The following is a 23,427-nucleotide window of genomic DNA, read 5'->3' as shown; positions in this document are numbered from 1 at the left end:
TCGCGTTTGGCGGCTACGCCGGCGCGGCAAGCACATCTCTTTTGCGTTACAGACCTTCGAATTTATTATGTTGATCCTTCCCGGCACCTCCGCATTGTCCCGTTTCCGTATCGAAAAATTGCTCGGCGATTTACAGGCTATCGAAGCCGGCATCGTCGGCTTCGATGCGCGCTTTCAACATTTCATACAACTCGACGATCAACTAAATCCGGCGGACCAGGCCATGCTGGCGCGCTTACTCGACTACGGCGATGCCGCCGACCACGCGCCAACTGCCGACGTTGACCAGGAACCGGCCGGAACGCTGTGGGTGGTGCCGCGTCTGGGTACGATTTCGCCATGGTCGAGCAAGGCCTCGGAAATCGCCGAGCGTTGCGGCTTGACTGCAGTTAAACGCATCGAACGCGGTATCGAGTACCGTTTTTTTGCCGACGCGCCGTTGGCCGATGCGGTTAAACAGCGTTTGGCGGTGGTGTTACACGACCGGATGACTCAGCAGGTTGTGTCCGACACTGACGGATTGGACTTGTTTGTCAGCCACGCGCCGAAGCCCTTACAAACCGTCGCCATCATCGAGCGCGGCCGCGCCGCGTTGGAAAAAGCCAACACCGAACTGGGCCTGGCTTTGTCGGCCGACGAGATCGATTATCTGACCGATAGCTTCAGCCAGTTGGGCCGCAATCCGACCGACGTGGAACTGATGATGTTTGCTCAGGCCAATTCCGAGCATTGCCGCCATAAAATCTTTAACGCCAGTTGGACTATCGACGGCGAGGAACAGGCCAAATCGTTGTTCGCGATGATCCGCAATACCCACAACCTAAATCCGCAAGGGGTGTTGTCGGCATATAAGGACAACGCTTCGGTGCTGGCAGGCCCGGCCGCACAGGTGTTCATCCGCGACGCCGATAGCCATCGCTACGGTTACGTCGAGGAAGCCGCGCACATTTTGATGAAGGTCGAGACTCACAACCATCCCACCGCGATCTCGCCGCATCCCGGCGCCGCGACCGGTTCCGGCGGCGAGATTCGCGACGAAGGCGCCACCGGCCGCGGTTCCGCGCCCAAAGCCGGTTTGACCGGCTTCAGCGTGTCGCATCTGAAAATCCCCGGTTTTTCGCAGCCCTGGGAAGCCGACAACGGCAAGCCGGAGCGCATCGCCTCGGCGCTGGACATCATGCTGGAAGGCCCGATCGGCGGCGCGGCGTTCAACAACGAGTTCGGCCGGCCCAATCTGGCCGGCTATTTCCGCAGCTTCGAGCAACCTGCGGAAAATGGCGAAGCCAATCAATTCCGCGGCTACCACAAGCCGATCATGATCGCCGGCGGCCTGGGCAACATCCGGCCGATGCTGGTCGAAAAACAGCCGATTCCGGCCGGGGCGTTGATCGTGATTTTGGGCGGCCCGGCGATGCTGATCGGCCTGGGCGGCGGTGCGGCCTCGTCGCAAACCTCCGGCGCCAGCGCGGCAGAGCTGGATTTCGCCTCGGTGCAGCGGGAGAACCCGGAAATGCAGCGTCGTTGCCAGGAAGTGATCAACCACTGCAACTCGCTGGGCGATAACACACCGATTGTGTCGATTCACGACATCGGCGCCGGCGGTTTGTCCAACGCGGTGCCGGAAATCATTCACGATTGCGATCGCGGCGGCCGCTTCGAATTGCGCAAGGTGCAAAACGCCGACAAGGGCATGTCGCCGATGCAAATCTGGTGTAACGAAGCGCAAGAGCGCTACGTGGTTGCGATCAAGCCTGAATCCCTGGCACTGTTTCAAAGCTTTTGCGAGCGCGAACACTGCCTGTACGCGGTGATCGGCCATGCCACCGACGAGGAACACTTGACCCTGAGCGACGAATGGTTTGGGCAGTCGTCTCCGATTGATTTGCCTATGTCGGTATTGTTCGGCAAGCCGCCGAAAATGCACCGCGACGTGCAGCGGCTGCACAAAACCTTGCCGGATTTGGCTTTAGATCAAGTCGAGCTGGCCGAAGCGATTAAACGGGTATTGGCGTTTCCGGCCGTTGCCGACAAGAGCTTCCTGATCCACATCGGCGACCGTTCCGTCACCGGTCTGGTCGCTCGCGACCAGATGGTCGGGCCGTGGCAAGTACCGGTGGCCGACGTTGCGGTCACCGCGTCCGGCTTTCAGGCCTACACCGGCGAAGCGATGGCGATGGGCGAGCGCACGCCGCTGGCCTTGATCGACGCGCCGGCATCGGGTCGCATGGCTATCGGCGAAGCCTTGACCAATTTGGCCGCTGCCTGCATCGGCCAACTGAACGACGTCAAGCTGTCCGCCAACTGGATGGCGGCCTGCGGCAGCCCCGGCGAAGACGCGGCCCTGTTCGATACCGTCAAAGCGGTTGGTATGGATCTCTGCCCGGAATTGGGCATCGCGATACCGGTCGGCAAAGACTCATTGTCGATGAAAACCGTGTGGCAGGACGATCAGGGCAACAAAACCATGACCTCGCCGCTGTCGTTGATCATCACCGCCTTCGCGCCGGTACAAGACGTGCGCGACACGCTGACGCCGGAACTGAAGAACGAAGATAGCGTATTGCTGTTGATCGATTTGGGACTCGGCAAAAATCGCCTCGGCGGCTCGGTATTGGCGCAAGTCTACAACCAGCTCGGCAATCAGGCGCCGGACTTGGATAGCGCCGACCTATTCAAACGTTTCTTCGACGCCGTCCAAACCCTAAGCCAGCAAGGCCTGATCCTGGCCTACCACGACCGCGCCGACGGCGGGTTGCTGGCCACGGTTGCGGAAATGCTGTTCGCCGGCCGTAAGGGAGTCGATCTGGACTTGTCCGATTTGTCCGGCGACGCTCTGGCGGCGCTGTTCAACGAGGAGTTGGGCGCGGTGCTGCAAATCAAAAACAGCGACTTGAACCAAGTCGCCCGTCTGCTGGATCACGCCGGCCTGGACGACTGCAGCCACGTGGTCGGCCGCGTGGTGGCGGGCCAGCAGTTGCGGATTTTTAAATCCGGCCAGCAACTCTACAGCGCTACGCGCGCCGAGTTGCAGCAAATCTGGTCGGAAGTCAGTTACCGGATGCAGGCACTGCGCGACAACCCGGATTGCGCCAAGCAACAGTTCGAACGTATCGCCGACGATACGGACCCCGGTCTGACGGCGCAGCTGACGTTCGATCCGAACGACGACATTGCCGCCGGTTTTGCCGGGCAAGTAAAACCGAAAGTTGCGATCCTGCGCGAGCAGGGCGTCAACGGCCACGTGGAAATGGCGGCGGCCTTCGACCGCGCCGGCTTCGATGCCATCGACGTACACATGACCGACATCATCAGCGGCCGGGTCAGCCTGAGCGAATTCAAAGGCCTGGTGGCCTGCGGCGGTTTTTCCTACGGCGACGTGCTCGGCGCCGGCGGCGGCTGGGCCAAATCGATTCTGTTTAACGCCAAGGCCCGTGACGAGTTCGCCGCCTTCTTTGCTCGCCCGGATACCTTCGGTCTGGGCGTGTGCAACGGTTGCCAGATGATGTCCGGCTTGAAGGACATCATTCCCGGCGCCGAACATTGGCCGGCCTTCAAACGCAATCTGTCCGAGCAATTCGAAGCGCGGGTGGCGATGGTCAAGATTCAGGCTTCGCCGTCGATTTTCTTTACCGGCATGGCGGGTTCACTGCTGCCGGTGGTGGTCGCGCACGGCGAGGGCCGGGCTGAGTTCGGCAGCTTGAATCCGGCCGACGCGCTGGCGGCAGTCGGCTACGTCGATAACTACGGCAATGTCGCCGAGACTTTCCCGGCCAACCCGAACGGCTCGCCGAACGGCATTACCGGCCTGACCACGGCTGACGGCCGTTTCACTATCATGATGCCGCATCCCGAGCGCTGCTTCCGGGCATTACAAAACTCCTGGCATCCGGTGGACTGGGCCGAAGATGGCGCTTGGCTGCGGATGTTCAGAAATGCGAGAGTTTGGGTCGGTTAGGGCTTCGCGGGGAGAATGCGCTCAGCTCGGGTCCAGGTCCGAGATGAGCCTTTTGTCGAGGCTGACCTCATCGTCCTGCAGGTAAACCAGGGTTAGGTAAAACGCCAGCGCGGCGTCGTTGCCGACCTGAACTTGCAAATTGCAGCTGCGCTTGGTTAGTTCCGCTTCTGCGGCGTGCATCAACTGCCTCCCCAACGCCGACCGGCGTTTGTCCGGCGCCACGGCAAGGTAGTTGATCCAGCCGCGGCGGCCGGCGTAACCGGCCATTGCGTTGCCGATAATGTTGGCGTCGGCATCGACGCCAACCAGGAACAATTCCGGCTGCACACTTAGTTTGGGTTGGATATCCAGATACGGATCGTTCCAGCGGCACAGCAGACCGCATGCCCGCGATAATTGGATCTCCGCCGCTTGCTCAGTACCGGTAGGAGCGAATCTTCATGTCGAACTTTGGCTCCGGCTGTCGAATGTCGGCGACGTAAACGATGGCGAATAGGCCGGCTATCAGGCACAACCCAGAAAGTGAATTTTTCCTGTGGCTGCATTTGGAACCACACCGGATAATACCCGGTTTTGAGTGTCACTGTGCAATGAGTCTTCGCTACCAGATTATCCTTCGTGTGTTGTTGTCGTCGCTCTGCATTTTGCTGTTGGGCGGGGCGATTGCAATATGGCAAGCCCGGCAGGCAGTGGCAAAAGAAGTCGACGCGTCGATTCATTTGGCGTTGCAACTGATTACACTGGGTATAGCCGACACTCCTGTGTTTCAACAAAGCAGCGATTTATCCCGCTTCAGTGCGCTGCGTCAGACCCGCCACTTGACCATCCAACTGCAAAAACCGGATGGCCAACTGATTCATTTTGCCGGCGAAACCTTGCCTAGCTCTCCCGAGGAAATGCCCCCCGCTTGGTTCATCGGCTTGGTGAAAAGCGATTATCCGCAAGTGGAACATCAGTTGAAAACCGAACAGGGACAGGAGTTGAAGCTGATCATTCAGGCGCAACCGCTGGACGAAATTACCGAAGTATGGGGCGAAAGCGTCGGTTTTTTAGCGTCGATTTCGCTGCTGACCTTGTTGACTTTTTTGGCTGTCAATCTGGTGTTTAATAAGTCGCTGCAGTCGATTGCCGTTATTGTCGATGCTTTACGGATTATCGAAACCGGCCAGTACCGACTCAAGTTGCCGCCGTTTTCCACCAAAGAATTCGACGATATTGCCAATGCAATCAATCACATGACCACTGAGTTGGAAAAAGCTCGCCAGGAAAACCGAGCACTGACCCAGCATTCGCTGGCAATCCAGGAAGAAGAACGCCGACGCTTGTCTCAGGAATTACATGACGAATTCGGCCAATCCCTGACGGCGATTAAGGTGATGGCCGTCACAGCCGGCCACCAGAAGGCCGACACGGCCAAGATCAGCGCGTCGATCAGCGAAATTTGCGATCATTTGATGACGGTGGTGCGTTCGATGATGCAACAGTTGCATCCGCTGGTGCTCAGTGAGTTGGGATTGAAAGCGACATTGGAAGAAATGGTCAACCATTGGTCGGAGCGGAATGCCGGCTTGCAATTGAATATCCGCTGCAGCGATGCAGTCGACGACCTGGACAAAAATCTGACGGTTCAGATATTCCGGGTGATTCAGGAATGTCTGACCAATGTGGTGCGGCACGCCGGGGCCGGGCGTGTGGCCATCGATCTGGAACGGATGGAATCGCCTGCGGCCTGTCTTCATCTTAAAGTGCAGGACGACGGCCAGGGTTGCGATTTGCAGGCGGTAAAGCGCGGTTTCGGGCTATTGGGGATTAAGGAGCGCATCAAATCGTTGGACGGCGAACTGAAAGTGGTTTCCAGTCCCGGTGCAGGAATGGTTGTCGATGCCAGGATTCCGTTATGACAACGAAAATCAAGATATTGTTGGTTGACGACCACTTAGTGGTACGGGCCGGATTTAAGATGCTGTTGGCTGCAGGCGATGCGATCGAAGTGATAGGCGAGGCCGAACGCGGCGAACAGGCGATTCAACTTTACCAGGAACTGCAACCGGATATGTTGGTGATGGATTTATCCATGCCGGGTATTGGCGGGTTGGAAACCATCCGCCGAATTATGCAGCGCGATCCGGCCGCGAAGATTTTGGTATTCAGCGTGCACCACGAACAGGTTTATGTCGGCCGGGCACTGAACGCCGGTGCGAAAGGCTATATTACCAAAAACAGCGCGCCCGGCATTCTGGCCGAAGCTATTGCTGCGATCATGGATGGCGGCGAGTACGTAGAACAGGGTTTGATCAAAAGCCTGAATCAAACCGATACGCCGCGTTCCGATCATCAGGCCGCTATCGCCGGTTTTTCGCCGCGGGAATTTGATGTGTTCAGTTTGTTGGCCCAAGGCATGACGGTGCATAAAATCGCCGACCAACTGTGCCTCGGGCATAAAACCGTGGCGAACTACGCTACGCAAATCAAGAAAAAATTGCAGGTGGATACCACGACCGAATTAGCGCACATTGCCGTCAATTTGGGATTGACGCTGCGTTGAGCCAACGCCAATCCGGGTTTGATTCAGTCTAATAGCCCGTCGAGTTCGGATTTTTGTACCAAAACCGCCGGCATCTTTTCGTTCAGCAGATCTGCCGGGAATCCAAGCGGACCGGTGATTTGTTCCGGAAGATTGGCCAGAATTTCCGCCGTTTCCATGCCTCGGTCCTGCCTTTCGCTGATCCAACCGGCCAGGCAGACCGCGTAACTTAATTTATTTGGCTGCTCCGATAACCAGGGCTCTGCAGACTGTTCTAACGTCTCAATCAGGATTTCGGCGAAACGCCAGCGTCGGCAAAGTTCGGCGCAAACCTGCTGACTGGTAAAGCCAAGACGGTTTTTCTCGATGTCCAGCCGCTCCGCGCCGCCGGCTTTGACGTGTTGATCTATTTCATTGGCTTCGCTTGGGCAGGCAATGTGAATCAACACGTTGCCCAGATTGGACAGCAGGCCGGCGGTGTATGCGATATCGGCAGCGACTCCCGCCTGTTCCGCCAGCCATTTACTGTATGCAGCAGTGCGAAAACTGTTCTGCCAACTTCGTTTGACATCGAAGTTTTTTATCTCGGGCATGGCGCCAATCATTCCGGACGCGATTACCAAGGTTTTCAGTTGATTTAATCCCAACATGGCAACCGCTTCATTGATAGAGCCAATTTTTCGCGACAAGCCGAAATGCGCCGAATTGACCAATCGCAAAATTTTTAGCGCGATGACCTGTTCCTTCTCAACATCACGGGCGATGTTGAGCATGTCCGCATTCGGATTGTTCAGTTGGTTGATGATGGATCTGACGACCTCAGGTACTTGAGGGATCTTATGAATTTGATCGAACAACTGGTTAATGGAAGTGGGCATGTCCTATTTCCTAAAAGTGCGTTAGTGGATGTGCACCTTAAGTATAGCCGCCAGTTGTCGGTTTACTGGGGATTTGGAAGCCGAACTACAGCCGTAGCGGCCGGTCCGGCTTCCGTTTGAGGGTTATGTTAGGTTTTGAAGTTGCCGACCATCGAACGCAATTGATCGGCCAGAGCCATCAGTTCGTGGCAGGCTTCCGCGGTGTTTTTTGCCCCAATCGAGGTTTCTTCCGATACCCGGCTGATATTGGTAATGTTACGGTTGATTTCCTCAGCCACCGCGGTTTGCTCCTCGGCGGCGCTGGCGATCTGATTGTTCATATCATTGATCGTATCAATACGTTCGCTGATCGAGGTAATCGAGCCGCCGGCGGAAGCGGCCTGTTCAACGCTCGATGTGGCTCGGCTTCTGCCGTTTTCCATCACGTTTACCGCTTGTTTTGCCCGGTCTTGCAGGCGTTCTATGGTTTTTTGAATTTCCAAGGTCGAGTTTTGGGTCCGGCTGGCCAAGGTTCTGACCTCGTCGGCTACGACGGCAAAACCGCGGCCTTGTTCGCCGGCACGAGCCGCTTCGATGGCTGCGTTTAGTGCCAATAGATTGGTTTGTTCGGCAATGCCCTGGATAACGCCCAATACTTCACCGATGCTATTGCTATCGTTTTCCAGCTCGTGGATCACGTTGGACGCGTTTTCCACTTCGGAGGCCAGATTATTGATGCCGTTTACGGCGTCTTTGACGATATTTTTGCCGGAGGACGCTTCTCGATCAGCAATTTCTGCAGCCTCCGACGCGCGGACTGCGTTTCGGGCCACTTCCTGCACGGTAGCAGTCATTTGTTTCATGGCGTTGGCGACCAGCGTGGTTTCGTGCAATTGCCGCTCGACGCCCGATTGGGTGGACTGAGTAATATTGGCTAATTTGTGCGAAGCGCTGGCGAGCTTTTCGCTGGTCACGCTGATTTGGTCGATGGTTTTGGCAATTTTACGGACGAACGAATTGAAGCTGGATGCGATCCAGGCAAACTCCGATTTGCCGCTAGCGTCTAGGCGGGCGCGCAAATCGCCGTCGCCGCTACCGATGTCTTGCAGCTTCAGCGCCAGAGCTGTCAACGGTCCGATGATGATTTTGTTCATCATGAAGTATCCGGTGAAGCCGATGATAATCAAGGTGATGATCAGGAAGCCGATGGCGTAATAGACGTGCTGTTTCAACTCGTTTAAAGCCACGCTGAACGGCGTAATGATCTCGAATGCGCCATGTAATTCTCCGGCTCGGCGGTTTTCCATCGGGTAACCCAGCAAATCGACCCCTTTATCGTTTTTCCATAAGGTCTGGGACATTTTCGGATCGCCATGGCACAGTTCGCACTGTTTGACCATTTTTACCGGACGCAGGTAGCGTATTTCTTCTTTATCTTCGTCGACATAGCTGTAATCGCTGGCCGAAGGGTTGTTTCTGAAATACTCCAATGCTGTGCGTTCGATATCGTCCGCGGCGTTTCGCGGATTGCGGGGATTCAGGCTAGGCGCCTTGAAACGAAAACCGTGGCCTTTAGCTTCGGTTTCCACCACATCCCAAGCGTTGGCGGTCGGTACCGTCGCGATCACCAATTCGCGGGCTTTGGCTTGTCCGAACTGTTCAATTAAACCCATCAACTGTTCCGGAGAATAAACGCCGGATTCCCATTTCTTAACCACGTTGTCGCGAACTGATTCAGAAAGGATCAACAGCTGGCGAGAAGAGGCTATTTGACTGTCGATCAGTTTTTGTTTTTCGGCACTCGAATACACGATCAATATCGCTATGCCGACTAGTGTGAGGACGGACATGGTAATTGCTACCACTTTTACCCCCACAGAATGCCAGTTCATCATTAACATCCTAAAGCTCCCGAAACATGTTGTATTTTTAGCTAGATCAGCTCGTATTAGACGGCTGGGTCCGCAAGACAGACGGGCTGAGTATAGCTTACAATTTAGCGTCAACAATTCTGAAAACTTAATAACAATGCGGAAAATAAAGGTTTTGTTTGTATGCATGGGCAATATTTGTCGATCTCCGACGGCCGAAGGTGTTTTTGCCCACTTGGTGGCCGAAAAGAACTTAGCTGAACGGTTTCAGATCGATTCGGCCGGCACTCACGCTTACCACATTGGCGATGCGCCGGACTTGCGGGCGCAGAAAGCGGCTCGGGAACGCGGTATCGAATTGAAGCATATCCGGGCGCGTAAAGTAGTAGCCGAGGATTTCGAGAATTTCGACCATATCCTGGCCATGGATGACGATAACCATGCGATATTGAGCGAGGTTTGTCCGCAAGATCAGGCTCACAAGATTCGGCGTTTTCTCGAGTATGCGCCGCACCTGAATCAAAGGGATGTGCCTGATCCTTACTATGGCGGCAGCTATGGTTTCGAACGGGTTTTGGATTTGGTCGAACAAGCCTCCGAGGGATTTTTGCAAGCACTTCAGGCTAAAGGCGATTTGCAACTTTAAAGACGTTGGTCGGGGAGCGCTTATGGCGATTGTGTCGAATACCGTAGGTTATTTGGATGGCGACGTGGCTCTGGAAGGCTTTTTTGCCTGCGACGACGCGATCGCCGGCCCGCGCCCGGTTGTACTGATTCACCATGCGTGGGGCGGACGGGACGGTTTTGTTGCCGAAAAGGCAAAGCTATTGGCTGAATTGGGTTATTTGGGTTTTGCCGCCGACGCATACGGTCGTGGTGTTCTTGGCAAGAATCCGGAAGAAAATGCCGGCCTGATGCAACCTTTTATGGCCGACCGGGCGCAATTGCAGCGACGGTTGCATGCCGCATTATCGGCCGCGAAATTGCTGCCTTGGGCCGATAACGCCAAGATCGCCGCTATCGGCTTTTGTTTCGGCGGATTATGCGCGCTGGATTTGGCCCGCTCCGGCGCCGACCTTCGCGGCGTGGTATCGTTTCACGGCTTGTTGCTGCCGCCGGACAATATCCCGGAGCCACGGATCAAAGCCAAAGTATTGGTGCTGCACGGCCACGACGATCCGATGGCGCCGCCGGCGCAGGTGCAGGCGCTGCAGGCCGAGTTGACCCGGGCCGGTGCCGATTGGCAAGTTCATAGTTACGGCAACACGATGCACGCATTTACTAATCCGGTTGCCAATAACCCCGGCTTCGGCACAGTTTACCAACCGGTGGCCGACCGCCGCTCCTGGCAAGCGCTGCAAAACTTCTTGGCCGAGATTTTTGCCTGACGGCAGAGGGTGGCGTTTGCTATAATTCGGCGCTTTATAATCCGGCCAGCACTGAGTAAACGGAATTGATGCATCGGGCTGTCCTGTCGAACGGGTAACCGTTAGGCCGCACTAGAATCACGGATCCATGTCAGACTTCGCTAAAGAAATTATCCCGGTCAATCTCGAAGACGAGATGAAACAATCCTACCTCGATTACGCCATGAGCGTGATCGTCGGTAGAGCGCTTCCCGACGTGCGGGACGGTCTGAAACCGGTTCACCGCCGCGTGTTGTACGCGATGAGCGAACTCGGTAACGATTGGAACAAACCTTATAAAAAGTCGGCCCGCGTGGTCGGTGACGTGATTGGTAAATACCACCCGCACGGCGATACCGCGGTTTACGACACTATCGTCCGGATGGCGCAGCCGTTCTCGTTACGCTACATGCTGATCGACGGCCAGGGTAACTTCGGTTCGGTCGACGGCGATTCGCCGGCGGCGATGCGGTATACAGAAGTCCGTATGGCCAAAATCGCCCATGAACTTCTGGCCGATCTGGACAAGGAAACCGTCGATTTCGTCCCCAACTACGACGAATCCGAATCCGAACCCAGAGTGCTGCCGACCCGGGTGCCGAACCTGCTGGTCAACGGCTCCGCCGGCATTGCGGTCGGGATGGCCACGAATATCCCGCCGCATAACCTGGGCGAAATCGTTAGCGCCTGTCTTGCCTTAATCGAAAACTCCGATTTGTCGATTTCCGAATTGATGCAAATCGTCCCCGGTCCGGATTTTCCGACTGCGGGCATCATTAACGGCGCATCCGGTATTTACGAAGCCTATGCCACCGGCCGCGGCCGAATCTATCTGCGCGCGCGCTGCCATTTCGAGGATATCGGCGACAGCGGCCGTCAGGCCATCATCGCCACCGAATTGCCTTACCAAGTCAACAAAGCGCGGCTGTTGGAAAAAATCGCCGAGTTGGTCAAGGAAGGCAAGCTGGAAGGCATCTCGGGACTGCGCGACGAATCCGACAAGGACGGCATGCGCATGGTCATCGAGTTGCGCCGCGGCGAAGTGCCGGATGTGGTGCTGAACAACCTGTACAAACAGACCCAACTGCAAACCGTGTTCGGCATCAATATGGTGGCGCTGTACGACGGCCGGCCGCATTGCATGAACTTGAAGGACATTTTGCTGGCCTTCATCGACCACCGGCGCGAGATTGTTACCCGCAGAACTATTTACAACCTGCGCAAGGCGCGCGAACGGGCGCATATTTTGGAAGGTTTGGCGGTCGCTCTGGCCAACATCGACGAGATGATCGAACTGATCAAAACCTCGCCGAATCCGCAGGAAGCCAAAGCCGGCTTGTTAGCCAGAACCTGGAATGCCGGTCTGGTAGCTTCTTTGCTGGACCGGGCCGATGCCGACCGTTCCCGCCCTGAAGATTTAGGGCCTGAATTTGGTTTGGCGGAAGGCGTTTACCGCTTGTCCGAGAATCAGGCTCAAGCGATTCTGGATTTGCGCCTGCATCGCCTGACCGGATTGGAGCAGGAAAAAATCGTCAATGAGTACCGGGAGTTGCTGGCGTTGATCGACGAATATCTGCATATCCTCGGCAGCGACGTGCGCCTGATGGAAGTGATCCGCGAGGAGTTGGAGGAGATCCGTAACCAGTATGCCGACCAACGTCGCACCGAAATAGTCCAGGATTACTCCGACCTGTCGGCAGAGGATCTGATCACCGAAGAAGACATGGTGGTGACCATGTCACACGAAGGCTATGTCAAAACTCAACCACTCAACGATTACAAGGCCCAGCGCCGTGGCGGCCGCGGCAAATCGGCGACCGCCACCAAGGAAAACGATTTCGTCGAGAAACTGATCATCGCCAATACCCACGACACGATTCTGTGTTTCTCGTCGGCCGGTAAAGTCTACTGGCTACGGGTATTCAACCTGCCGGTCGCCAGCCGCGCCTCGCGCGGCAAGCCATTTGTAAATTTGCTGCCGCTGGAAGAGGGCGAAAAAATCAATGCGATGCTACCGGTGCGCGAATACAGTGCCGATAAATACATTTTCATGGCCACTTCGTCCGGCACCGTCAAGAAAACGCCGCTACCCGAATTCGAGCGCCAACGCAGCAACGGCAAGATCGCGATCGATTTGAGCGAAAATGATACTTTAGTCGGCGTCGCGATTACCGACGGCCAGCAGAACGTCTTGCTATTCAGTAGCGACGGCAAGGCGGTTTGTTTCAACGAAACCGACGTGCGCTCTATGGGTAGAACCGCGGCCGGCGTGCGCGGCATTCGGTTGCAGGACGGCCAAAAAGTCATTTCGTTGATCGTCGCCAGCGAAGGTACGGTCCTGAACATCACCGAAAACGGCTACGGCAAGCGCACCCGCCTGGAAGAATTCACTCAACATCGGCGCGGCGGCCAGGGCTTGATCGCAATTCAAACCTCGGAACGTAACGGCGCGGTAGTCGGCGCGGTATTGGTTAACGATACCGACGAAATCATGCTGATCACCGACGGCGGCACGCTGGTGCGGACCCGGGTCAAAGAGATTTCGGTCGTCGGCAGAAATACTCAGGGCGTTACCGTGATTCGGCTTGACAAAGGCGAGAAAGTGGTTGGCGTGGACCGCATTGATGGCCTTGGCGATGAAGATGGCGACGAAATCGGCGATCAGGATTTCGAGGACGGCACCCCGTCCGCTGCGGGAGAGGAAGAGTAATGGCAAGAATTTACAATTTTAGCGCCGGCCCGTCGATGCTCCCGGAAGCCGTGCTGTTGCAAGCCCAGCAAGAAATGCTGGACTGGCAGGGCAGTGGCATGTCGGTGATGGAGATGAGCCATCGCGGCAAACATTTCATGGCGATTGCCGAGCAAATGAAGGCGGACCTGATCGAATTGCTAGAGGTTCCGGCCGGTTATCAGGTGTTGTTTCTGCAAGGCGGTGCCACCGCGCAATTTGCGATGATTCCGCAAAATATTCTGAACGGCAAAACCAAGGCCTGTTACGTCAATACCGGCGCTTGGTCCACTGCTGCGATCAAGGAAGCCGGCAAGTATTGCGAAGTGCAACTCGCCGCCAGCGGCGAAGCTGGCTCCTTTACCACGATTCCGGCTTACGCCGAGTGGCAGATCGATTCCGGCGCTGCTTATCTGCATTACACCTCGAACGAGACCATCCACGGCGTCGAATTCAACGACGTGCCCTCGGTAGGTGAGCTGCCGCTGGTTTGCGACATGTCGTCCAATATTTTGTCGCGGCCGGTCGACGTTAGCCGCTATGGCATCATTTACGCCGGCACTCAGAAAAACATGGGGCCGTCCGGCGTAACCGTTATTATCGTGCGCGACGATCTGGTCGGGTTGGAAGCGAAAAATACGCCGGCAGTATTCAGTTACGCCCAACAAGCCAAAGCCGATTCCATGCTGAACACGCCCGCCACCTACAACTGGTATTTGTTGGGCTTGACTCTGCAATGGCTGAAAGGCGAGGGCGGCGTCGGCGCGATCGAGCAGCGCAACATCCGCAAAGCCGGGAAGCTGTACGATGCTATCGACAATTCCAGCTTATATCGAAACCCGGTCGACAAGGCTTACCGTTCGCGGATGAATGTGCCGTTCGTGTTGAGCGACCCGGCGCTGGACAAGGAGTTTTTGGCTCTAGCCGAGCGCAACGGTTTGAGCACTTTGGCCGGCCACCGGTCGGTCGGCGGCATGCGTGCCAGCATTTACAATGCAATGCCGGAAGCCGGCATTGATGCGTTGATAGCCTTCATGGCCGAATTCGAGCGTACCCACTAAGGCTTTATGACACCGATCATTCCGTTGTCCGAACTGCGCGATCGTATCGACGCGATAGACCAACAGATTCTGGAACTGGTGAACCGGCGCGCGGAATGCGCGCTTGAAGTGGCCCGCACCAAACAGGCCGAAGGCGAGACCGGCAGTTTTTATCGCCCGGATCGGGAGGCGCAGGTATTACGGCGGATCAAGGAACTCAACCCGGGACCGTTAGGCGACGATGCCGCCGCACATTTGTTTCGGGAGCTGATGTCGGCCTGTCTGGCGCTGGAAAAACCGCTGGAAGTGGCGTTTCTCGGCCCTGCCGGTACCTTTTCTCAGCAAGCCACCTTCAAACATTTTGGTCATGCGGTTAAAGACATTCCGGTACCGACCATTCATGAAATCTTTCAGGCGGTCGAGACCGGCCATTGCCAGTTCGGCGTGGTGCCGGTGGAAAATTCCACTGAAGGTGTGATTGCCCACACGTTGGACCGCTTCATGGACAGTCCGCTGCAGATTTGCGGCGAAGTCGAGATTCGGGTGCACCAGAACCTGCTCGGCAAGATGGATAGCTTGGTCGGCATTAGCGAAGTGTTCTCACACCAGCAATCGTTGGCCCAGTGTCGGCAATGGCTGACTGCGAATCTACCCGGCGTACCCTGTACTGCGGTGAGCAGCAACGCCGAGGCCGCCCGTCTGGCTTCGCTGGACCATAGCAAGGCTGCAATCGCCGGTTTGACCGCTGCGGAGTTGTACGAGTTGAACGTCATCGAAAAGCATATCGAGGACGAAGCCAACAACACCACCCGTTTTATCGTCATCGGCCGTTTGCAACCGGTTTCGACCGGCCTGGACAAGACGTCCATTCTGGTGTCCACCGGCAACCAGCCCGGTGCGTTGCACCGTATTCTGCAGCCGTTCGCACAATATGGGATCAGTATGACCCACATCGAGTCGCGCCCTTCGCGGCAAGGTTTGTGGGAGTACGTATTCTTTATCGACATCGAAGGTCATCGCGAAGACGAAGAAGTGGCCAAAGCGTTGAAAACATTGGAAAACAACGTCAAGATGCTGAAAGTACTGGGTTCCTATCCTAAAGCCGTCATTTAATCCGTTTGCTTCATGAATCAATTTTTACAACTTGCCTTGGAAGGCGTTCAGCAATTGATGCCTTACGTGCCGGGTAAACCGGCCGAAGAATTGCAGCGCGAGCTGGGTTTGAGCGAAGTCATCAAACTGGCGTCCAACGAAAATCCGCTCGGCACCGGCCGCAAGGTCGCCGAAGCGATTCAAAATACCTTGCCGGAAATCGCCCGTTATCCTGACGGTAGCGGTTACGCCTTGAAAACAGCGATCTCTGCCCGCTGGGGTGTGGATTTAGCACAGATCACGCTGGGTAACGGTTCCAGCGAGATTCTGGAACTGGTCATGCGCACCTTCGTCGCGCCGGAGCATGAAGTGGTGTTCGCTCAACATGCCTTCGCTTTGTATCCGATTTTGACCCAAGCGGTCGGGGCCAAGGCCGTGGTTGTGCCAGCCAAGGACTATGGTCACGATCTGGACGCAATGCGCGCGGCAGTGACTGATAAAACCCGCGTGGTGTTCATCGCCAACCCCAACAATCCGACCGGTACTTTGCTGGCTTCGCAAGCGGTGGAAGATTTTATCGGTTCGTTGCCGAAATCCGTGCTGTGCGTGCTGGACGAGGCCTATTACGAGTTCGTGGAGCCCGCCGTTCGCACCGAGTCGATGCAATGGCCGATCAAATATCCGAATCTGGTGATTGCCCGCACTTTTTCCAAAGCTTACGGTTTAGCCGGCTTGCGCATCGGCTTTGGCGTGTCGTCGCCGGAGGTTGCGGATTTGCTGAATCGGGTACGCCAACCATTCAACGGCAATATGCTGGCTTTGGCGGCGGCGGAAGCAGCGATGACCGACTCTGATTACTTGGCGGAGACCGTTTCAGTCAACAACGCCGGCATGGCGCAATTGACTGCAGCGTTCAAAGCCCTGGATCTGCCGTGGATTCCTTCGTCCGGCAATTTCGTGTCGGTGGATATGAAGCAACCGGCCTTGCCGCTTTACCAGGCCTTGCTGCAAAAAGGCGTCATCGTCAGGCCAGTGGCCAATTACGAAATGCCCAATCACTTGCGGGTCAGTATTGGCACCGCACGGGAAAACCAAATTTTCATCGATGCATTAGCGCAGGTGCTGCAAGGTGTTTGAGCGCCTGTGCATCATCGGCATTGGCCTGATCGGCGGCTCTATCGCCAAGGCCGCTCGTGCCGAAGGTTTGTGCCAGCAGGTGGTCGCATTGGGGCGGGAAAAAAATCTGCCCAATATGCAACGCGCTCTGGAATTGGGCGTGGTCGATGCGTTTTACACCGATACCGCGCAGGCGATGGCCGGCACCGATTGCGTAATCATTTGCACGCCGGTCGGCAGCATGCAGGCTATCTTCCAGCAATTGAAACCGTATTGGAATCCGCAAACCCTCTACAGCGACGCCGGTAGCACCAAAGGCAGTGTGATCGAGGCGGCGCGGGCAGTGTTCGGTGAAGTACCGAGCAACTTCGTACCCGCGCATCCGATTGCGGGCGCCGAGCGCAGCGGCGTTGAGGCGGCAAAGGTCGATTTATACAAGAATCGCCGCGTGATTCTGACACCTTTGTCTTCAACCGACGCCGGAGCCGTCGATAAACTCGGTGAGTTCTGGCTGCGCATCGGTTCCAGCGTATCGGTGATGACGGTCGAGCATCACGACACGGTGTTGGCGGCCACCAGCCATCTGCCGCATATTCTGGCCTTTGCCTTGGTCGGCATGCTCGGGCGCAAGGACGAGCAGCGCGAGATTTTCAAATACGCCGCCGGCGGCTTCAAGGATTTTAGTCGCATCGCCTCCAGCGATCCGACCATGTGGCAGGACATTTGTCTGGCCAACAAACAGGAAATCATTCCGCTGATTCAACAATTTCAAGCCGAGCTTGGCCAAATCGAACGTCTGTTGCAAAACGATGAGGCATCATCATTGTTTGACACCTTTAGTTATGCCAAGCAAGCCCGGCAACGTTTTCTCGAAACTTTTGACGATCCCACTTAACCATTATGTCCTCATCCACTAACGTCATTTTCCAAGTCCAACCCGGCGGCAGCCTGAACGGCGAAATTCGCGTACCCGGCGACAAGTCCATGTCCCACCGCTCGATCATGCTCGGCTCTTTGGCCGAGGGTGTCACCCATGTCACCGGTTTTTTGAATGCCGAAGACGCCATTTCCACGTTGGAAGCGTTTCGGGCGATGGGCGTTAAGATCGAAGGTCCAGTCAACGGCGAAGTGACGATCCACGGCGTCGGCAAGCACGGTCTAAAGGCGCCGGAAAAACCGTTATACCTGGGCAATTCTGGCACTTCGATGCGTTTATTGTCCGGTCTGTTGGCTGGCCAGCCGTTCGACTGCGTGTTGACCGGCGACAAATCGCTGGAGTCTCGGCCGATGAAGCGCGTTACCGTGCCTTTGGCACAAATGGGCGCCGAAATCGAAACCCAGCCCAACGGTACTGCGCCGCTGCATATCAAAGGTAAGGCCGGCAAATTGCAAGGCATGCATTACGATATGCCGATCGCCAGTGCTCAGGTCAAATCCTGTTTGTTGCTGGCCGGCATGTACGCCGAAGGCGAAACTAGCGTTACCGAACCGGCGCCGACCCGCGACCATACCGAGCGCATGCTGGCCGGTTTCGGTTACCCGGTCACCCGCGACGGCGCCACCGCGAAGATCAGTAGCGAAGGCAAGTTGACCGCAACCAATATCGACGTACCGAGTGACATTTCTTCGGCGGCATTTTTCCTGGTCGGCGGCAGCATTGCGCCGAATTCCGACGTTACTTTGAAGCACGTCGGTATCAATCCGACCCGCACTGGGGTGATTGATATTCTGCGTTTGATGGGCGCCAACATCGAAGTCTTGAACGAGCGTAAAGTCGGCGGCGAGCCGGTGGCCGATTTGCGCGTGCGTTCGGCGCAGCTGAAAGGCATCAATATTCCCGAGCATCTGGTGCCGCTGGCGATCGACGAGTTTCCGGTGTTGTTCGTCGCCGCGTCCTGCGCCGAGGGTCAAACCGTGTTGACTGGCGCCGAAGAGTTGCGCGTCAAGGAATCCGACCGCATCCAAGTCATGGCGGACGGCTTGCAAATTTTGGGCATAGACGCGCAACCGACTAAAGACGGCATGGTCATCAATGGCGGCCAATTGGGTAGCGGCGAAGTCGATTCCCACGGCGATCACCGCATCGCCATGTCGTTTTCGATTGCCGGCCTGCGCGCCAGCGGCCCGATCACAATTAACGATTGCGCCAACGTTAACACCTCGTTTAAAGAGTTTCCGGCGTTAGCGACGCAATTGGGTTTGAAATTGGGCACGATGTAAGTTATGTCAGTTCCGGTCTTAACGATTGATGGCCCCAGCGGGGCTGGTAAAGGCACGGTTAGCCGAGCTGTGGCAAGGCTTCTGGGTTGGAATTATCTGGATAGCGGCTCGATATACCGCTCGCTGGCGATCGCCTGCTTGCAGGCAGAATTGGATTTAGCTGATATCGATGCGGTTTGCGATATTGCGGAAAGCATGACGCTGAGTTTTGATTGTGGCGATAATTTACGGGTACTTTTAAACGGTCAAGACATAACCGATTTGCTAGGCACTGAAACTACCGGCAATGCGGCGTCCATCATTGCCGCCTATCCGCCTGTACGGGCATTGTTGCTGCAAAAACAAAAGGATTTTCAACAGCTTCCAGGTCTGGTCGCCGACGGGCGCGACATGGGTAGCGTGGTGTTTCCGGATGCCCAGTTTAAAGTTTACTTGACCGCCAGTGCCGAAGAAAGGGCGTTGCGTAGATATAAACAGTTGATTGAAAAGGGAATTGATGCTAACCTTCCGCAAATCACTCGGGAGATAGAGGAGCGCGATCGTCGCGATACTCAGCGGGCTTCGGCGCCGCTCACCGTGCCGGAAGGTGCGCATTTTATCGATTCATCCAGCTTGTCTATTCAACAGGTGATTGATCAGGTAGTAAATCTAGTCGAATGAGACTTTTGGCAGTTATCGGCATTAGCCGGTAGCTTTTATTAATTTTTTGATAATTGTTAAAACTTGCTGGTGTTGTGGCAAGTTTGGGAAAGTAAAGATGGGCGAAAGCTTTGCAGAGTTGTTTGAAGAGAGTTATGCCAAGACCGAAATGCGTCCTGGCGCGATGTTGATTGGTACCGTTGTCGACATCGAAAACGAATTTGTCATCGTCAGTACACAGGCGAAATCAGAAGGTGTCATTCCGAAATGGCAATTCCTGAATGCCGACGGCGACTTGGAAGTCAATATCGGTGACGAGATCGAAGTTGCTCTCGATCTGTTTGAAGACGGCCTGGGCGCCACGCTTCTTTCCCGTGACAAAGCCAAGAAAAGCAAGGCGTGGGCTGAATTGGAAAAAGCCTTCGAAACTCAAGAAACTGTTATTGGCCGTATCAACGGCAAAGTTCGCGGCGGTTTCACCGTGGCGGTTGGCGCATTGCGTGCCTTCTTGCCTGGCTCTCTGGTTGACGTGCGTCCGATTCGCGACACCGCGTTTCTGGAAAACCGCGACCTGGAATTCAAAGTCATCAAAATCGACCAAAAACGTAACAACGTCGTGTTGTCCCGTCGTGCTGTCGTCGAAAGCGAATACAGCGCAGAGCGCGAAGAATTGGTTAAAACGCTGCAAGACGGCGCGATTGTTACCGGTATCGTCAAAAACCTCACCGATTACGGTGCCTTTATCGACCTGGGCGGCGTCGACGGCTTGTTGCACATTACCGATATGGCATGGCGTCGCGTTCGCCATCCGTCCGAGTGCGTAGAGATCGGCCAGGAAGTTAAAGTCAAGGTCCTGAAATTCGACAAAGACAAAACCCGCGTATCCTTGGGTATGAAGCAAATGGATGAAGATCCATGGCAAAACATTGCTCGTCGTTACCCAGCCGGCACTCGCGTGTTCGGTAAGGTCAACAATCTGACCGACTACGGTTGCTTCGTCGAAATCGAAGAAGGCGTCGAAGGTTTGGTGCACGTTTCCGAAATGGATTGGACCAACAAAAACGTCAACCCGTCCAAAGTGGTTCAGTTGGGCGACGAAGTTGAAGTCATGGTTCTGGAAATCGACGAAGAACGCCGCCGTATTTCTTTGGGCATGAAACAATGCAAATCCAATCCTTGGGATGAATTTGCAGCGACTCATAACAAAGGCGACAAAATCTCCGGCAAAATTAAATCGATCACTGATTTCGGTATCTTCATCGGCCTGGAAGGCGGCATCGACGGTTTGGTGCACATGTCCGATATTTCCTGGAACGAGAACGACGAAGAAGCGATTCGCAACTACAAGAAAGGCGACGAAGTTGAAACTGTTATCTTGGCAGTGGATTCCGAGCGCGAGCGTATCTCTCTCGGCATCAAACAACTGGAACAAGACCCTTTCCAAAACTACATCGCTTTGCATGAGAAAGGTAGCTTAGTCAAAGGCATCATCAAAGAAGTCGATGCCAAAGGCGCCGTCGTCACTCTGGCCGACAATGTCGAAGGTTATTTGAGAGCTTCCGAAATTCAGCGCGACCGCGTCGAAGACGCCAGCAAGTTGCTGAAAGCCGGCGACGAAATCGAAGCCAAATTCGTCGGTGTCGATAAAAAGACCAAGTCTATTTCGTTGTCTATCAAAGCGAAGGATGCCGAAGAAGAATCCAACGCCATTAAAGATTATTCCCAGCAAAATGCAGGTACTGCAACGTTGGGCGATATCTTTAAACAAATGGACAAGTAATAAAACCATCTCCGAGGGTGGCATGGGCGCACTCATGCCACCCTTTTTTGATTATTCAGGGCTGGATGTGACGAAATCAGAATTGATAGAGATGCTGGCGCGTAAGCAGCCGCACCTCGCGCTTAAAGATGTGGAATTGGCGGTCAGATGTGTAGTCGATCACTTGAGCGATACATTGGCCAGTGGCGAACGAATCGAAATCAGAGGCTTTGGCAGTTTTTCATTACACCACCGTTCCGCCCGTCTGGGCCGGAATCCGAAAACCGGGGATTCGGTGTCGTTGACAGAAAAGCATGTGCCGCATTTCAAGCCTGGAAAGGAGCTGCGGGATATGGTCGACGCTTCCAGGGAAAAATACAAAATCGTTGATTAAGCCGTAATCGGAACGGGGTGCTTGGCTTCGTTCCCTCATTTCACGCTTCTAACGTGACGGCAGTAGCCATCACCATTCATCTCATCCCGTTTGTGGATCGCCAATCCAAATACAGTAATCGTCAGTGAGTTTATTTCATCACAACTACAGTTACGATCCTGGATATGGTCTTAACCTTAGCGATTTACTGACAGTCCCCGCGCCGGAGCAGCCGCTCGATTTTTGCAATTTCTGGCAGGAAAAATACCAACGAACCGTCGATATCGCAGCGGATTATTCGCTTGAATACCAGTCTACTCGTGCTGGTTACCGGGTCTACGATTTGCATTACCGTTCTACCGACGATTTCAAGATCGGCGGCTGGTTGCTGGAGCCCGAGAATCAAGCCATAACCCAAGCCATCGTCGTCGGCCATGGTTACGGCGGCAGGGATCAACCGGATTATCATCTGCAAATCGCCGGCGCCGCGTTGTTGTTTCCTTGCATGCGCGGTATTTCGCGCAGTCGCAACGGACATTTGCCGGAACAGCCTAACCAACACGTTTTGCATGCGATAGACGATCGGAATCGGTACGTGATTGGCGGTTGCGTCGAGGATATCTGGCTGGCAGTGACGGTTCTGGCGGCTATATATCCGCAATGTGCAGAGCGTATCGGCTATATGGGAATTAGCTTCGGCGGCGGCCTCGGTGCGTTGGCTGCGCCGTGGGACCGCAGGATCAAACGGTTGCATTTGAATGTACCGACGTTCGGCAACCAGCCTTTGCGTTTGAGTTTGCCCAGCAGCGGCAGTGCCGCTGCGCTGAAGGCGCACAGCCAATACCATCCTCATATTTTTGACACATTAGCCTATTACGATGCCGCGGTTGCCGCGCGCCATGCCAATCAACCCTTACATGCGGCAGTTGCGTTGTTCGATCCGGTTGTGGCTCCGCCCGGACAATTTGCAATTTACAACGCCTGGTCCGGCGAGAAGCGTTTGTTCGTGCTGGAGGCCGGGCATTTCGAATACCCCCGTCAACACGAACAGGATCGGCAATTGGTTGCCGAATTGCAGCAATTTTTCGGAGTATTGCCGGCATAGGTTATGAACCGCGAATACCACCACTGGTACAGCCCGCGATTGGGTAGAGACATGGAGTTTTTGGTATTCGGCCACGCCGGCGCCAAAGTCCTGGTTTTCCCGACGCGCGACGGTCGCTTCTTCGAATACGAAAACCTGGGCATCGTCGAACGGCTGCGTAACAAAATAGAGGCTGGCTACATACAGCTTTATTGCGTCGATAGTATTGACCACGAGACCTTTTACTGTTTTTGGCGTAAACCGCAAGACCGTATTCAGCGGCACATAGACTTCGAAGACTATGTGTTGAACGAGATCATGCCGTTCATGGCACTGAAAAATCCGCACCCTTGTGTGATTGCGCACGGTTGTAGCTTGGGGGCTTTTCATGCCGCCAACATTGCATTTCGCCATCCGCACTTGTTCAGGAAATTAGTGGCATTTTCCGGCCGATTTGATTTGACGCTGGAAGTCGAATGTTTCAAAAACCTGTTTGACGGCTATTACGACGAAAATATTTATTTCCACACGCCGAGCCATTTTTTGCCTAATCTGGCTTGCGAGGCGCAATTGTCGGCTATCCGGCGGATGGAAATTACCTTGGTGATCGGTAAGCAGGATCCGTTTTTGGCCAATAACCACGCATTGAGCCGGGTGTTGGCCGAAAAAAACGTGCCGCACGCGTTATACGAATGGGAAGGGCGGGCACACCAAGGCCATTATTGGCGGCGCATGGCGCCGCTGTATCTGTGAGCTCCGGGCG

The 23,427-nt window shown here is 55.2% G+C and carries 19 protein-coding genes; 16 read left to right on the top strand and 3 right to left on the bottom strand.

What is annotated here, in order from left to right; all coding sequences use genetic code 11:
• Positions 1-67 precede the first annotated feature (67 nt).
• Positions 68-3,955: a phosphoribosylformylglycinamidine synthase gene (gene purL / locus PL263_RS05645; protein WP_278212087.1), complete on the top strand. Its 3,888-nt coding sequence runs from the start codon at positions 68-70 to the stop codon at positions 3,953-3,955.
• Positions 3,956-3,976: 21 nt separating this feature from the next.
• Here purL and PL263_RS05640 read toward each other — a convergent pair whose 3' ends face one another.
• Positions 3,977-4,282: a GNAT family N-acetyltransferase gene (locus tag PL263_RS05640; protein WP_278212086.1), complete on the bottom strand. Its 306-nt coding sequence runs from the start codon at positions 4,280-4,282 to the stop codon at positions 3,977-3,979.
• Between the two features lie 263 nt (positions 4,283-4,545).
• On the opposite strand from PL263_RS05640, the gene PL263_RS05635 reads away from it, so the two are divergent.
• Both PL263_RS05635 and PL263_RS05630 read left to right on the top strand, forming a co-directional pair.
• The gene (locus PL263_RS05635) at positions 4,546-5,856 is read left to right on the top strand and encodes a sensor histidine kinase (protein WP_278212085.1); all 1,311 of its coding nucleotides are present in this window, start codon (positions 4,546-4,548) and stop codon (positions 5,854-5,856) included.
• The gene (locus tag PL263_RS05630; RefSeq protein ID WP_140910497.1) at positions 5,853-6,500 is read left to right on the top strand and encodes a response regulator transcription factor; all 648 of its coding nucleotides are present in this window, start codon (positions 5,853-5,855) and stop codon (positions 6,498-6,500) included. Before PL263_RS05635 ends, PL263_RS05630 begins: the two co-directional genes overlap by 4 nt.
• A gap of 23 nt (positions 6,501-6,523) precedes the next feature.
• Here PL263_RS05630 and PL263_RS05625 read toward each other — a convergent pair whose 3' ends face one another.
• Positions 6,524-7,357, bottom strand: a complete 834-nt coding sequence (locus tag PL263_RS05625; protein ID WP_278212084.1) for an HDOD domain-containing protein — start codon at positions 7,355-7,357, stop codon at positions 6,524-6,526.
• Positions 7,358-7,485: 128 nt separating this feature from the next.
• On the bottom strand, positions 7,486-9,186 hold the full coding sequence (locus tag PL263_RS05620; protein ID WP_278212083.1) for a methyl-accepting chemotaxis protein: 1,701 nt from the start codon (positions 9,184-9,186) through the stop codon (positions 7,486-7,488).
• A 178-nt stretch (positions 9,187-9,364) separates the two neighbouring features.
• Here PL263_RS05620 and PL263_RS05615 point away from each other — a divergent pair, with 178 nt between their 5' ends.
• The 13 genes from PL263_RS05615 to PL263_RS05555 all read left to right on the top strand — a co-directional run bounded on the left by PL263_RS05615 (position 9,365) and on the right by PL263_RS05555 (position 23,417).
• Complete coding sequence (locus PL263_RS05615) at positions 9,365-9,853, top strand: low molecular weight protein-tyrosine-phosphatase (RefSeq protein ID WP_140910494.1); 489 nt, start codon at positions 9,365-9,367, stop codon at positions 9,851-9,853.
• Between the two features lie 22 nt (positions 9,854-9,875).
• Positions 9,876-10,595: a dienelactone hydrolase family protein gene (locus PL263_RS05610; protein ID WP_278212082.1), complete on the top strand. Its 720-nt coding sequence runs from the start codon at positions 9,876-9,878 to the stop codon at positions 10,593-10,595.
• 127 nt (positions 10,596-10,722) lie between these two features.
• The gene (gene gyrA, locus PL263_RS05605; protein WP_278212081.1) at positions 10,723-13,323 is read left to right on the top strand and encodes a DNA gyrase subunit A; all 2,601 of its coding nucleotides are present in this window, start codon (positions 10,723-10,725) and stop codon (positions 13,321-13,323) included.
• A complete protein-coding gene (serC, locus tag PL263_RS05600; protein ID WP_278212080.1) occupies positions 13,323-14,402 on the top strand; it encodes a 3-phosphoserine/phosphohydroxythreonine transaminase in 1,080 nt (359 codons plus the stop codon). The genes gyrA and serC overlap by 1 nt, the downstream gene beginning before the upstream one ends.
• A 6-nt stretch (positions 14,403-14,408) precedes the next feature.
• Positions 14,409-15,494: a prephenate dehydratase gene (pheA, locus tag PL263_RS05595; protein WP_278212079.1), complete on the top strand. Its 1,086-nt coding sequence runs from the start codon at positions 14,409-14,411 to the stop codon at positions 15,492-15,494.
• Positions 15,495-15,506: 12 nt separating this feature from the next.
• Positions 15,507-16,610, top strand: coding sequence for a histidinol-phosphate transaminase (gene hisC, locus PL263_RS05590; RefSeq protein ID WP_278212078.1), 1,104 nt, complete (start codon positions 15,507-15,509; stop codon positions 16,608-16,610).
• Entirely contained in the window at positions 16,603-17,484 is an 882-nt protein-coding gene (locus PL263_RS05585; RefSeq protein ID WP_278212077.1) for a prephenate dehydrogenase/arogenate dehydrogenase family protein, read from the top strand. The genes hisC and PL263_RS05585 overlap by 8 nt, the downstream gene beginning before the upstream one ends.
• 5 nt (positions 17,485-17,489) lie before the next feature.
• Positions 17,490-18,809: a 3-phosphoshikimate 1-carboxyvinyltransferase gene (gene aroA, locus PL263_RS05580; RefSeq protein WP_278212076.1), complete on the top strand. Its 1,320-nt coding sequence runs from the start codon at positions 17,490-17,492 to the stop codon at positions 18,807-18,809.
• A gap of 3 nt (positions 18,810-18,812) precedes the next feature.
• A complete protein-coding gene (gene cmk, locus PL263_RS05575; protein ID WP_278212075.1) occupies positions 18,813-19,469 on the top strand; it encodes a (d)CMP kinase in 657 nt (218 codons plus the stop codon).
• Positions 19,470-19,566: 97 nt separating this feature from the next.
• Positions 19,567-21,228, top strand: coding sequence for a 30S ribosomal protein S1 (gene rpsA, locus PL263_RS05570; protein WP_140910485.1), 1,662 nt, complete (start codon positions 19,567-19,569; stop codon positions 21,226-21,228).
• 67 nt (positions 21,229-21,295) lie between these two features.
• Positions 21,296-21,601, top strand: a complete 306-nt coding sequence (locus PL263_RS05565) for an integration host factor subunit beta (RefSeq protein WP_054759678.1) — start codon at positions 21,296-21,298, stop codon at positions 21,599-21,601.
• A gap of 124 nt (positions 21,602-21,725) precedes the next feature.
• The gene (locus PL263_RS05560; protein WP_278212072.1) at positions 21,726-22,685 is read left to right on the top strand and encodes an acetylxylan esterase; all 960 of its coding nucleotides are present in this window, start codon (positions 21,726-21,728) and stop codon (positions 22,683-22,685) included.
• Positions 22,686-22,688: 3 nt separating this feature from the next.
• Positions 22,689-23,417, top strand: coding sequence for an alpha/beta hydrolase-fold protein (locus PL263_RS05555; protein ID WP_278212071.1), 729 nt, complete (start codon positions 22,689-22,691; stop codon positions 23,415-23,417).
• Positions 23,418-23,427 lie beyond the last annotated feature (10 nt).

Origin of the sequence: Methylomonas sp. EFPC3, from assembly GCF_029643245.1 — a bacterium.
Taxonomy (GTDB): Bacteria; Pseudomonadota; Gammaproteobacteria; order Methylococcales; family Methylomonadaceae; genus Methylomonas; species Methylomonas koyamae_B.
This window is presented reverse-complemented; position numbering and strand designations above follow the sequence as displayed.